The sequence below is a fragment of the uncultured Shewanella sp. genome, assembly GCF_947491715.1.
Classification (GTDB): Bacteria; Pseudomonadota; Gammaproteobacteria; order Enterobacterales; family Shewanellaceae; genus Shewanella.
Map to the genome: position 1 here is coordinate 71,339 of NZ_CANLKR010000011.1, position 12,320 is coordinate 83,658.

General features: G+C 40.1%; 12 protein-coding genes and 5 tRNA genes. 3 read left to right on the forward strand and 14 right to left on the reverse strand.

The window, feature by feature from the left end; genetic code table 11:
- Positions 1 to 36 precede the first annotated feature (36 nt).
- Positions 37 to 1,788 carry a DEAD/DEAH box helicase gene (locus Q0779_RS09895; protein ID WP_298772137.1) on the forward strand — a complete coding sequence of 584 codons (1,752 nt, stop codon included), beginning with the start codon at positions 37 to 39 and terminating at the stop codon, positions 1,786 to 1,788.
- A 69-nt stretch (positions 1,789 to 1,857) separates the two neighbouring features.
- On the forward strand, positions 1,858 to 2,115 hold the full coding sequence (locus tag Q0779_RS09900; protein ID WP_298772138.1) for a GrxA family glutaredoxin: 258 nt from the start codon (positions 1,858 to 1,860) through the stop codon (positions 2,113 to 2,115).
- A gap of 286 nt (positions 2,116 to 2,401) precedes the next feature.
- Here the strand turns inward: Q0779_RS09900 and Q0779_RS09905 are convergent.
- From Q0779_RS09905 to Q0779_RS09965, 13 genes are all read right to left on the reverse strand, one after another.
- Positions 2,402 to 2,477: transfer RNA gene (locus tag Q0779_RS09905), tRNA-Lys, on the reverse strand.
- A 374-nt stretch (positions 2,478 to 2,851) separates the two neighbouring features.
- Positions 2,852 to 2,927 (reverse strand) — tRNA-Lys (locus Q0779_RS09910).
- 178 nt (positions 2,928 to 3,105) lie between these two features.
- Positions 3,106 to 3,181 (reverse strand) — tRNA-Lys (locus tag Q0779_RS09915).
- A 212-nt stretch (positions 3,182 to 3,393) separates the two neighbouring features.
- Positions 3,394 to 3,469, reverse strand: a tRNA-Lys gene (locus tag Q0779_RS09920).
- A 212-nt stretch (positions 3,470 to 3,681) separates the two neighbouring features.
- Positions 3,682 to 3,757 (reverse strand) — tRNA-Lys (locus tag Q0779_RS09925).
- 197 nt (positions 3,758 to 3,954) lie between these two features.
- On the reverse strand, positions 3,955 to 4,677 hold the full coding sequence (gene ybgF / locus Q0779_RS09930) for a tol-pal system protein YbgF (protein ID WP_298772140.1): 723 nt from the start codon (positions 4,675 to 4,677) through the stop codon (positions 3,955 to 3,957).
- A gap of 21 nt (positions 4,678 to 4,698) precedes the next feature.
- The gene (pal, locus tag Q0779_RS09935; RefSeq protein ID WP_298772144.1) at positions 4,699 to 5,235 is read right to left on the reverse strand and encodes a peptidoglycan-associated lipoprotein Pal; all 537 of its coding nucleotides are present in this window, start codon (positions 5,233 to 5,235) and stop codon (positions 4,699 to 4,701) included.
- Between the two features lie 27 nt (positions 5,236 to 5,262).
- Positions 5,263 to 6,582, reverse strand: a complete 1,320-nt coding sequence (gene tolB / locus Q0779_RS09940; RefSeq protein WP_298772146.1) for a Tol-Pal system beta propeller repeat protein TolB — start codon at positions 6,580 to 6,582, stop codon at positions 5,263 to 5,265.
- A 9-nt stretch (positions 6,583 to 6,591) separates the two neighbouring features.
- Positions 6,592 to 7,530: a cell envelope integrity protein TolA gene (gene tolA, locus Q0779_RS09945; RefSeq protein ID WP_298772148.1), complete on the reverse strand. Its 939-nt coding sequence runs from the start codon at positions 7,528 to 7,530 to the stop codon at positions 6,592 to 6,594.
- Positions 7,531 to 7,968, reverse strand: a complete 438-nt coding sequence (tolR, locus tag Q0779_RS09950) for a protein TolR (RefSeq protein WP_298772150.1) — start codon at positions 7,966 to 7,968, stop codon at positions 7,531 to 7,533.
- Positions 7,968 to 8,657: a protein TolQ gene (gene tolQ, locus Q0779_RS09955; RefSeq protein ID WP_298772153.1), complete on the reverse strand. Its 690-nt coding sequence runs from the start codon at positions 8,655 to 8,657 to the stop codon at positions 7,968 to 7,970. Before tolQ ends, tolR begins: the two co-directional genes overlap by 1 nt.
- Positions 8,647 to 9,048, reverse strand: a complete 402-nt coding sequence (gene ybgC / locus Q0779_RS09960) for a tol-pal system-associated acyl-CoA thioesterase (RefSeq protein ID WP_298772236.1) — start codon at positions 9,046 to 9,048, stop codon at positions 8,647 to 8,649. Before ybgC ends, tolQ begins: the two co-directional genes overlap by 11 nt.
- Positions 9,049 to 9,857: 809 nt before the next feature.
- The gene (locus Q0779_RS09965; protein ID WP_298772155.1) at positions 9,858 to 10,724 is read right to left on the reverse strand and encodes an OmpA family protein; all 867 of its coding nucleotides are present in this window, start codon (positions 10,722 to 10,724) and stop codon (positions 9,858 to 9,860) included.
- A gap of 194 nt (positions 10,725 to 10,918) precedes the next feature.
- Here Q0779_RS09965 and rnt point away from each other — a divergent pair, with 194 nt between their 5' ends.
- On the forward strand, positions 10,919 to 11,605 hold the full coding sequence (gene rnt / locus Q0779_RS09970; protein WP_298772157.1) for a ribonuclease T: 687 nt from the start codon (positions 10,919 to 10,921) through the stop codon (positions 11,603 to 11,605).
- A 98-nt stretch (positions 11,606 to 11,703) separates the two neighbouring features.
- Here the strand turns inward: rnt and Q0779_RS09975 are convergent, their stop codons facing one another.
- A complete protein-coding gene (locus Q0779_RS09975; protein WP_298772159.1) occupies positions 11,704 to 12,309 on the reverse strand; it encodes a peroxiredoxin C in 606 nt (201 codons plus the stop codon).
- Positions 12,310 to 12,320 lie beyond the last annotated feature (11 nt).

Sequence of the window (12,320 nt, forward strand, 5' to 3'; positions counted from 1 at the left end):
TATGCTTACGGCAAATAAACATCATGATCATGCTACGTGAAATTAAGAGACTACCAACAAGATTCTGTCGATGCCGCCATCAATCACTTTAAACAAACAACAGACTCAGCGGTCCTTGTACTGCCCACTGGCGCAGGGAAAAGCATTGTCATTGCCCAGCTCGCTAAAATCGCAAAAGGACGTGTACTGGTTCTCACCCATGTAAAAGAGTTAGTGGCACAAAATGCAGAAAAAGTAGCATTACTCACCACTGCCGCCAGCATTTATTCTGCTGGATTAAAACAAAAATCCACCTCGGGTAAAACGGTGGTTGCGAGTATTCAATCTGCTGTAAAAAAGCCAGAGCAATTCAATGAAGCCTTTTCATTAGTCATTATCGATGAGTGCCATCGTGTCAGCAGTGAGAAAACCAGCCAATATCAACAATTATTAACTCATCTTTTCAAGCAAAATCCCAAATTAAAATTACTGGGCTTAACCGCCACCCCTTATCGCTTAGGAATAGGGTGGATATATCGACACCATTATCATGGAAAAATGGGTAACCCTGATAACGCCACTTTTGAGAAATGTATTTTCGAATTACCCATTCGTCCTCTGATCAAGTCAGGTTTTCTCAGTCAACCAAAAATGTTAGATGGCCTGTCGGCTCAATATGATTTTAGCCAACTCACACCGTCAAAGGCGGGAGAATATTCAGAAAGTGAAATAGACTCCTTACTTAACCATTCTGGGCGAGCGACAACAGCCATCATCAAACAGCTTATAGAATTAGCAAAAACGCGTCAGGGTATTATTATTTTCGCCGCCACTATCAGACATGCCCAAGAAATGATGGCTCAGCTAACTTCTGAGACCGCCGTCCTCATTACAGGTAGTACATCAGGTCAAGAAAGAGATGCTTATATTACTGCTTTTAAAGCAAGACAAATTAAATTTTTGGTCAATGTCTCAGTACTGACAACGGGCTTCGATGCACCTCATGTGGATTTGATAGCCATATTACGCCCCACAGCATCCGTCAGTTTATTTCAGCAAATGATTGGCCGAGGCCTTAGGATCTGTGAAAACAAGCCTGATTGTCTCGTCATCGATTATGCTGCTAACGGCTATGACCTTTATTTTCCCGAAGTCGGTCAAATAAAACCTAATAGCAAAAGTAAGCCAGTACAAGTACTCTGCCCAATATGCCAATTTGCTAATATTTTTTGGGGAATAACCGATGATGATGGCGATATTATCGAACATTTTGGTCGGCGCTGTCAGGGACTCGTCTCACAAGGTTCAAACCAAAAACAAACCCAATGTGACTTTAGGTTTCGCTCTAAATCTTGCCCTCAATGCGGTGAAGAAAACGATATTGCCGCTAAAATTTGTCAACATTGTCAATCTACACTCGTTGATCCCGATAAACGTCTAAAAGAAGTGCTACAGCAAAAACACCACCACCTTTTCAAATGTCAGACCATGCTATTTGAAAGCCTCGATACGCATTTACTTGTGCGCTATATCGATATAGATGGAAATGATTTTATACAACGCTTTTCAATGCAAACACCTGCACAGATCAGGGCGTTATATGCTATTTTTATTCACTCTCACACACGCACTCCCGGTATCGCGCATCCTAAATACACTGAGCCCAAAGACATCATTCAACATGCAGATAATTTCAGGAAACCCGACCTTCTATTGTTGAAAAAAAATAAAAATCGTTGGGATCTTATCGACACCTTCTTTGATTACCAAGGCCGATACCAAACTGATCGATTCGTTGAATTGGAATAAATACTCTCGCCATTATGAAATACTAAAGCCATATGGTATAAATACGGCAAAGATATTTTAGGAGCTAATATGTTTGTTGTTATTTTTGGCCGTCCAGGCTGCCCTTATTGTGTTCGAGCTGTACAACTATCTGAACAACTTGTTGAAAAAAGAGATGATTTTAATTTTAAATATGTCGATATTCATGCAGAAGGGATCAGTAAAGCCGATCTAGAAAAAACGGTTGGCAAGCCAGTTGAAACAGTCCCACAAATTTTTGTCGATAAAGAACACGTCGGCGGCTGTACTGAGTTTGAACAATATGTCAGAGACAATGATTTATTATAATTGCTCTGCTATCGAAAGAGGTGTTTACACCTCTTTTTTATTGCCCTTATCTTTCCCATTTCCTTTACTAAAAAGATACAAAGCTTAAGCTTATCAATAAATAAAAGGGCTTCACAGTCTGACTTGACGAAAAAGGCCGTTATAAGAAATGATAAAAAACGGCTTGTCATTGGATGCAACAGTGCATCTCGCTCAATGTAAAAACACTTAGTCTATTAGCAATCAACACAATATCGATTCAAAGAATATAAGAAAAAATTAGATGTAAATAGAAATGAAAAAGAAGTGGTGGGTCGTGAAGGATTCGAACCTTCGACCAATTGGTTAAAAGCCAACTGCTCTACCGACTGAGCTAACGACCCATCGAGTATTGCTAATGTCTAAATTCTCACTAATTTTTTAATCAGTGACACCCTTAGAAGGTGGTGACTCGTGCAGGTTTGTAACCTAACCTTATTTGATAATAAAGCGGTTAAAAGCCAACTGCCCTTGCTTTACAAAAAAGCGACTGAGCTAACGACCCATCGAGTATTGCTTATGTCTAAATTCTCACTAATTTTTTAATCAGTGACACCCTTAGAAGGTGGTGACTCGTAAAGGATTTTAACTTCACTTTATTTAATATTAAAGTTGTTAAAAACCAACTGCCCTTGCTTTACAAAATAGCGACTGAGCTAACGACCCATCTAGTATTGCTTGTTTCTACATTATCAATTGAACAACACTATAAAAATAGTGGTGGGTCGTGAAGGATTCGAACCTTCGACCAATTGGTTAAAAGCCAACTGCTCTACCGACTGAGCTAACGACCCATCTGATATTGCTTCTACATTTTATACTCTATACAAGAGTGATGTTCCGTTTTAATTTAGTTTTTAACCTATTGGTTAAAATCCAACGGCCCTTGCTTTACAAAATAGCGACTGAGCTAACAACCCATCAAGTATTGCTTATTTCTAAATACTTCAACTGAATGAGACTTTTAGAAAATGGTGGGTCGTGAAGGATTCGAACCTTCGACCAATTGGTTAAAAGCCAACTGCTCTACCGACTGAGCTAACGACCCATCGAGTATTGCTTATGTCTAAATTCTCACTGTTTTTTAATCAGTGACACCTTTAGAAGGTGGTGACTCGTGCAGGTTTGTAACCTAACCTTATTTGATAATAAAGCGGTTAAAAGCCAACTGCCCTTGCTTTACAAAAAAGCGGCTGAGCTAACGATCAATCTGGTATTGCTTATTTCTAAATGCTTCAACTGAATGAGACTTTTAGAAAATGGTGGGTCGTGAAGGATTCGAACCTTCGACCAATTGGTTAAAAGCCAACTGCTCTACCGACTGAGCTAACGACCCATCGAGTATTGCTTATGTCTAAATTCTCACTGTTTTTTAATCAGTGACACCTTTAGAAGGTGGTGACTCGTGCAGGTTTGTAACCTAACCTTATTTAATATTAAAGTGGTTAAAATCCAACTGCCCTTGCTTTACAAAATAGCGACTGAGCTAACAACCCATCAAGTATTGCTTATTTCTCTATTCTCAACTGAACAACACTTAAAGGGTAGTGGTGGGTCGTGAAGGATTCGAACCTTCGACCAATTGGTTAAAAGCCAACTGCTCTACCGACTGAGCTAACGACCCATCTGGTATCAATATGTTAATGATAAATAACATTTAAAGCCGCTATTACCAATAAACTATTTGAAGCCCTCAAATACCCGTCTCGTTCTGAGGGCGCCTATAATACCGTTTTAATCTCGCCATGCAAGTGCAAATTAAACCTTTTTTGTCAGTTGCCTGAAAAACAATCGAGAAGGTTGATTTTTGAATAACGACGATTACAAATCGGCTAGTTTTTGCTCTGCTATGCGAGCAGCGGCGCTGTTCGCATACTCTTTAATGACATTTTGATAGAATTTACGAGCACTGGTTACATTACCTTGCTTTTTGGCTATCATGCCAAGCTTAACCATGCTATCTGCCCGTTTGGTTGAGTCTTTGTATTTCTCAACTACTGTGGTAAAAGCAGTTTGAGCCTGAACGAGGTCGCCTTTATTATATAACAGTTGACCCAACCAGTAATTTGCATTAGCAGCATATGTCGAATTAGGATACTCATCGATAAATTGACGAAAAGCAGGAATAGCCTCATCATACTGACGCTGTTTAAGCACTAAATTAACCGCTTTTTCATAACTTGCCGTTTCACCTAATGAGCTTGACGCCGCTCCCGTAGGCTGGCTTTTCTTTGGTGTGGTAGCGGCATTTGTTAAGTTAGCGATATCATCATATAACTGCCTTTGCCGCTGCAGCATCTGCTCAATTTGATAACCTTGTTGCTCTGTCAGTCCCCGTAAATCCAAAACATCTTGCTGCAAAGCATCCAAGCGTTGCTGCATCTGAAATTCACTCTGTTGTTTTGCCTTAATAATCCTTTCTAACTTCGCCACTCTTGTATTAATAGAGCTTGAAGCAGTAGCAATATCCTCAACAGGAGCAGGCGCCGCAAAAGCAGCGCCTGTCGTAAGGGATATTGCCGCAATATATGCGGCGACTTTCATAAATTTAACCCTGTACTTTAATTAATAAACCAAAACAGCTCGACGATTTTGAGCAAAGCCAGCATCAGTGCGAGATGTATTAGCAGGTTTTTCTTCGCCGTAACTCACAATACTCATTTGAGACGGTAATACGCCCATTCCTTGTAAGTATTTAGCAACAGATTTCGCGCGGCGCTCACCAAGTGCAATATTATACTCTGGCGTACCACGATCATCAGTATAACCTTCAATCACCACTTTTACATTTGAATGAGCCACTAAATAGGCAGCATGCGCGCTTAAAATTTCTTCAAATTGAGGCGTGATAGTACTATTATCAAATTCAAAATAAATGGTGTTCTCTTTTCTTAACTCTTGAAACTTAAGACGTTGCTGCTCCTCAGGTGAAACGATCGGAGCGACACCACCCGTTTGAACGCCATTTGCTGCTGACTCACTTGATGTCGACCCATTCGTACTTGTTGCATCGGTTTCAGTTTCCGATGTTGAACTACAAGCACTCACTGCCATAATAGGAAGTACAACCAACATTGCTTTAAAGAGCTTATTTAAATCCATTATTAAATCCTTAATCTTATAGTTTAGTTAGAGATATGGTGACCAAGAAGGTGATTTTACTTCCCCTTGTCCCATTGGTAATCTTGCTTTAAATCGCCCATCCATTGATACTGCAGCCAATACCTGTTTGCCTTGATAAGTCGTCCCATAAATGACCATAGTACCATTGGGCGCAATACTTGGAGATTCATCAAGATGCGTTTCAGTCAACACTTGCATAAAGCGTGTCTTTAAATCCATTCTTGCGATATGAAACTTACCCTTTGTCCTATTCACAAACACAATTCCACGTCCATCAGGCATAACAGTCCCACCCAAGTTCCACTCACCTTCAAAGGTCAAGCGAGAGACTTTCCCAGTGTCTAAATAAACACGGTACAACTGCGGCCTTCCCCCTCTTTCAGAAGTAAACAACAAAGATTTACCATCTGGAAACCACTTAGCTTCTGTATCAATAGCATAATGATTAGTGACACGTTTCAGGGCTTTAGTCGCAATATCAACAATATAGATATCAGGCTGTCCATCTTTTGAAAGCGTAATCGCTAATTTTTTACCATCTGGTGAAAACGCAGGCGCGCCATTTATATTGGGATAACTCGTCACTTTGGTTCTTGCCTGGGTATAAATATCTTGGATATAAATCTCAGACTTTTTATTTTCAAAACTGACATACGCTAACCGTCTTCCATCTGGTGACCAGCTTGGGGACATTAATGGCTCAGGTGAACGTAATAACATTTGCTCGTTATAACCATCATAATCGGCAATCATTAACCGATAAGGAAATTTATCACCATGCTTCACTACAACATATGCAATACGCGTTAAAAAGGCCCCTTTAATCCCAGTCAATTTCTCATAAACAATATCACTGATCCTATGAGCATATTGCCTAAACTGCGCATCAGAAATCACCGCTTCACGAGTATCAAGGACTAAATCACTTTTCACAGCCGTTGGAGTCTGCTGTGCTTTGATTAAATCAATTAATTCAAAGGTGACTAAATACTGCCCTGCGCCATAAGGTTTAACCGTACCAGCAACAACGGCTTCAGCACTCACATTCTTCCAACTCGCGGCATTAAAATCACTTATACTCGATAAGGTTTTTTGTGGTAGTCCAAATGTATCAATAGGATTGAATGTACCACTTCTCGCTAAATCAGCTGTCACTACATCTGATATTTGTGAAGGCGCTGGACCTTGGCCTTCCCATTTGAACGGCAATACAACGATAGGCCGCGCCGCATCAACCCCTTCGGTAATTACAATGTCCAATGCAGCCTTGACTGGCGCTGAACAAAATACAAGTATTAAAACTAAATATTTTCCTAATACTTTCATAAGAATCCTTTAATTAAACTTATCGGGAGACACTGTTAAGTTGATTTCTCTTAACTTTTCATAAACATCCGGCTCAGCAGATACAGGTAAACGTCCGGCTTTTGTTATTGCCGTTTTCGCTGCGCGACAAACAACATTATCACCACCCAATGTTTTCACCGCAGTGACAAAACCATCCTTAGCCAAACGAATAAACACTTTACAACTTTTCCCTCTCATTGATTCATTCGTCACTAAGTTTCGCTCTATCGTCGCTTTTATCATTGCACGATATTTATTGACCTCAGACACCAACTGTTTATTTTTAAGACTAGAAAGATTGGCTTGCTCTTCTGCTAACGCTTCTTGCATCATTCTTTCTTGTTCTTGGCGTGCTTTTTCTTCGGCTTGTCGTTTACGCTCAGCTTCTGCTTTTCGCTTACGTTCATCAGCCGCTTTTTTCGCGGCAACCTCTTCTTGCTTACGTTTTTCTGCCGCCTGTTTCGCTGCAGCCTCAGCAACTTGTCGCTCTTTTTCTTTTTGTTTACGTTGATTTTCAGCTTGTTGCGCTTTTTCCAATTCTTGCTGCTGCTTTAATTTAGCCGCTTTCGCAGCCGCCAATGCCTGTTGCGTTTCTTTTTCTTTCTGCTGGCGCTGTTGCTCAAGCTTCTTAATTCTTAACTGTTCTTGCTCTCTGTCTTTTCTCGCTTTGTCCGCTTGACGTTTGAGCTCATCTTGTCGCTGTTTTTCTTTTCGCTCAGCGGCTAACTTTTGTGCTTTAAGCTTTTCAACCTGCTGGTTAACTTGCGATTGATTAACAACCACCGCTTGTAATGCTGGCGCACTTGCCTGAGGAATGACATCAGGTTTATCATCAAACTTAAGATTCAGCACCAGCAGTACTATCACGCCTATGTGTATTGTTGCCGAAATAGAAATCGGTATACTTAACTTCGGTTTTTTAGCCACCTATTTCTCCTTTGGCGCATCAGTCATTAAACCAACCGAAGGCACACCTGCGTTTTGTAACGTCACCATTAACTGGATCACTTTTTCATAGGCAATACTTTTATCCGCTTTAACAACAACCGGCCTTTGAGGCTCAAGTTGAATGATTGCAGCCACTCGTACTGCCATATCATCTAAGCTTAATGTCTCACGATTACTCACACTGCCCACATCCAAATAATAATCCCCTTGTGCATCAATAGATGCAACAACAGGCGGTTTACTGTCCGCAGGCAAAGACTCTGCAGCACCTTGAGGTAAATCGACTTTCACTCCTTGAGTGACAATAGGCGCTGTGACCATAAAAATAATCAAGAGAACCAACATGACATCGATATAAGGCACAACATTGATCTCAGCCACAGGACGACGACGTTTTCGTTGATAGCCCTGTTGCATTATCCTTTTTCCTTTTCACTGTAAGCTTGACGGTGCAATATACTGGAAAATTCTTCCATAAAATTCGCATATGCCATTTCAATTTTTTCAACCTGTGTTGAAAAACGATTATATGCAATTACAGCAGGAATAGCGGCAAATAATCCCATAGCTGTTGCAATCAATGCTTCTGCAATCCCAGGGGCAACCATTGCAAGAGTGGCATTTTCCACCGCACCAAGAGCAATAAAAGAATTCATAATGCCCCATACAGTACCGAATAAACCAATATAAGGACTGGTTGAGCCAATCGTTGCTAATAATGGCAAATGGGTTTCTAAATTATCTAACTCTCTCGATAAAGAGACCCTCATGGCTCTATAGCTACCATCCATCACAGCTTCTGGAACTCGGCCGTTTAATTTGCTCAAACGAGCATATTCTTTAAAGCCTGTCACAAATAATAATTCCGTCCCAGTATTACTCTCTTGGCGCGCAGAAAGCTCTTGATAGAGTTTGTTTAAATCAACACCCGACCAAAATTTATCTTCAAACTTATCAGCTTGTACTTTCGCAGAAGTCAATAATTTTCGCCTTTGTAAAATCACCCCCCACGACACAACGGATAGCGCTAACAAGGTCAACATGACAAATTTAACCAGTAAACTGGCCTGTAAAAATAGACCCACTAAAGAGATATCAGCTTCCACAGGAAAACTCCTTGATAATATTTTTCGGTATAGCTTTAGGTTTCATTTCAGATAATGAGATACAAGCCACTAAGATCATTGCTTTACAATACACCACGCCCATTTCATCCACGAGCTGCTGTTCAAATAACAAAGAGGCACGATTAACCTTATTGACCTTAGTCTCCACTATTAAGTTCTGTTCTAATCTTGCCGGTTTACAAAAATCAAGTTCACTGTGTTTAATTGCAAAAGCCAAATCATCTGCCAGTAGATCAGCCTGACTGATCCCCAGTTCATTTAGCCACTGACTTCTTGCACGTTCAAAGAACTTTAAATAATTGGCATGATAAACCACACCACCTGCATCCGTGTCTTCATAATAGATAAAAATGGGCCAGCGAAATATCACGTTAATAAATGCCAATCTAAGTAAAAATAAAGGCATACTATACCTAGCCTATCGCCAATTGTGAATGCTCTGGCAAAATCAGATGCTACAATACGTAACAAGAATAAAGAGAAAAAAACACCATACAAGCTTTAACTCACCCAAACTTAAGTATAAAGAAATAAAACAAACTCCAGACTCAATAATCAAAACAACAAGTTAAACTTTAGTCCAATCGAAGTCCATCCCCCTTGATATAGCAATTGGAAGTAGAAAAAGCGGTATGTTTAACATTAGAGAAGATTAATAATCTGATAACATTGATTTATTAATGAAAAAAGAAAACAACATAAAAAACAATTTAATTTCATCCAGTTACTTAATGAAAGTTCTTTTTATCAACATTTGGAAAAACAATAAGCATTAGAATTACTAATCAATTAACTCAGTTTTTCTCGTTTGTGATCACTAGTTGAAAACCCTATCATTACCACGTTCTCAGGAAGTGTCTACTAGCAGAGATGAGAACATAGAGCTTTATGCTTTAGTAAATGATTACAGAAGTGTTTCCACAGCTTCTTGTGCATGACTTCCTTCCTTCAATTTGTTGATTGCAAACCATATTTTTGCAGCCCGCTGAACATTCAGCGGGCATTTTTCTTTATATGAGCATAAAATCAACGTTTTTATTCATTAATTCAATCAATTTTTACGTTTTAGGCATAGTTTAAATAATTAATTATCATTAATATCATTATCGTAATACCTGCGAGCGGTTCTGTTCCTGAAAATAATAGTAATTTAATCGTTTTCGCCGCCAACAATAGACATCAATATTTAGTGATCTGGATCACAACTCGCCGATTCCGCTCTCTTTCATCAACCGAAAGATTAGAAGCAATCGGCCGCTTCTCACCGTGTACCACGGTCAAAATACGATCGGTATCGATACCACTTTCCAGCAAAACCCCTTTAAGTGCATCCGCTCTCTTCTGTGATAAGGATTGATTATAATGCCTAGAACCATAACTATCGCTATAGGCATCAATTAAAACCAATTCAACATTCGAATCAAAAGCCAAATAAGCTTTAAGCTTTGCTAACTGTTCTTGAGCCGCCGACGTGAGCTGAACTCCACCCGATTGATAAGACAAAACAGTCAATGAAATGTCTTCAAATGAAAAAGGTAATAATTGAGACACACAAGCCTTAAATGCGCTAAATGTCGATTTAAAATTAGCGGATGACAAACCGACCGACACTTGATCTTGCACATTGTACCAATCGTTGTAAGAAAAGGTCGGCTGCATACCTAAATCAAGTTGCGCCAACACATTCCAAGCTAAATCATCCAATAACTCACCGCCAAATGAAGGATAAAAATCAAACTCCGTCAGTAAATAACCCGATTTTCCCGGTTGCCACTTAGGAGCAAGACTTTTCAATGTAACAGGCGTTTTCTTGCTGGGTTTAACCCACATATCCAAGGTAAAATTTAAATTGGTGTCTTTACTCGCTCGACTGGTAAATACCGCTTTGCCATAAGCAGGAATATCATGAACTAATTGGCATGATAACGGATCATTGAGACTAAGCTGCCACTGCGCGGTGTCGAGATCAGCAATAAAGGATCGCAAGTCAGCCTTCACTGGAAAAGAACCACATAAAATAAGAGCCATAAATATACGCCAGCGCATATCAAAATACCTTCGCTATCGAATAATACTCATTATCGGCCTACACTTTGATTGCTTTAGGGGATAAGGATGCTAAATCATGATTTTCATCAGGCACGTTTCAATCGTCTCTTTTGACAGCCCCTCAAAACATACATTTTCAAGTCGCTTGGGGATAGGTATAATAATGCCAGATAAATTATTAGGATAATTGCATGACTGACATTTGCGACGCGCATAAAATGAAACACCGTTTTAGAGGCTACTTTCCTGTTGTCATCGACGTAGAAACTGCAGGGTTTAACGCTCAAACGGATGCGTTGCTAGAAATAGCGGTAACGCTACTGAAAATGGACAAAGAAGGTCACTTGGTATTAGATAAAACACTTCATTATCATATCGAGCCTTTTGAAGGTGCTAACCTTGAGCCTGAAGCATTAGCATTTAATGGCATCGATCCAACGAATCCTCTTAGAGGGGCTGTAGACGAAAAGCAAGCCTTTTTAGACATATTCAAAGAAGTCAAAAAAGCACAAAAGGCAGCCGATTGCCATCGCAGTATCATTGTGGCCCATAATGCTGCCTTTGATCATGGCTTTGTCACTAAAGCCATAGAACGTAATGGATTAAAACGCACTCCATTTCATCCTTTTGCGACTTTTGATACAGCAACCCTAGCAGGGCTTGCCATTGGGCATACCGTACTGGCTAAAGCCTGCTCAATGGCAGGAATTGAATTTGATAACAAACAAGCCCACTCAGCCTTATATGATACTGAGCGAACAGCTGAACTGTTTTGTCTTATCGTGAATCGCTGGAAAAGTTTAGGTGGCTGGCCGTTGATCCATGAATCAAAATCAGCAGAAGATGAAGACAGTGTCAACTCACCCGTAGAGGCATAACCTGAGTTTATCCTCTGAGCCTAATATTCAAGCAATAAAAAAAGCTGCGATAATCGCAGCTTTTTAATACTATTAAATACGCATTGGATCAGAGTAAGTTATAGCTCGTCAGCATTATTGCTAAGGTAAGATGCAACACCTTCTGGACTTGCATCCATACCTTTGTCGCCTTTTTCCCAACCAGCTGGGCACACATCACCGTGCTCTTCGTGGAATTGAAGTGCATCAATCATACGTAGCATTTCATCAACGTTACGCCCCAGTGGTAAGTCATTCACCACTTGATGGCGAACTTGGCCCGCCTTATCAACAAGGAAAGATCCGCGGAAAGCCACACCCGCTTCTGGATGCTCAACATCATATGCCTTACAGATCTCATGTTTCACATCAGCAACTAAGGTATATTTAACTTGCCCAATACCACCTTGATCGACAGGAGTATTACGCCATGCATTGTGGGTAAATTGTGAATCGATAGATACACCAATAACTTCAACACCACGCTTGTTGAACTCTTCAATACGGTGATCAAAAGCGATCAACTCAGAAGGACAAACAAAAGTAAAATCAAGTGGGTAGAAAAAAATTACCGCTGGCTTACCTTTAATTGCTTCGCTTAGGTTAAAGCTGTCAACAATTTCACCATTACCCAGTACAGCTGCCGCTGTGAAATCAGGTGCCGAACGGCCTACTAATACGCTCATTTTATGTCTCC

Excerpts from the sequence above, each read along its gene's own strand:
- Q0779_RS09900 (WP_298772138.1), top strand. The coding sequence starts at position 1,858 with ATGTTTGTTGTTATTTTTGGCCGTCCAGGCTGCCCTTATTGTGTTCGA.
- ybgF (WP_298772140.1), bottom strand. The coding sequence starts at position 4,677 with ATGAAAGTCGCCGCATATATTGCGGCAATATCCCTTACGACAGGCGCT.
- pal (WP_298772144.1), bottom strand. The coding sequence starts at position 5,235 with ATGGATTTAAATAAGCTCTTTAAAGCAATGTTGGTTGTACTTCCTATT.
- tolB (WP_298772146.1), bottom strand. The coding sequence starts at position 6,582 with ATGAAAGTATTAGGAAAATATTTAGTTTTAATACTTGTATTTTGTTCA.
- tolR (WP_298772150.1), bottom strand. The coding sequence starts at position 7,968 with ATGCAACAGGGCTATCAACGAAAACGTCGTCGTCCTGTGGCTGAGATC.
- Q0779_RS09965 (WP_298772155.1), bottom strand. The coding sequence starts at position 10,724 with ATGCGCTGGCGTATATTTATGGCTCTTATTTTATGTGGTTCTTTTCCA.
- rnt (WP_298772157.1), top strand. The coding sequence starts at position 10,919 with ATGACTGACATTTGCGACGCGCATAAAATGAAACACCGTTTTAGAGGC.
- Q0779_RS09975 (WP_298772159.1), bottom strand. The coding sequence starts at position 12,309 with ATGAGCGTATTAGTAGGCCGTTCGGCACCTGATTTCACAGCGGCAGCT.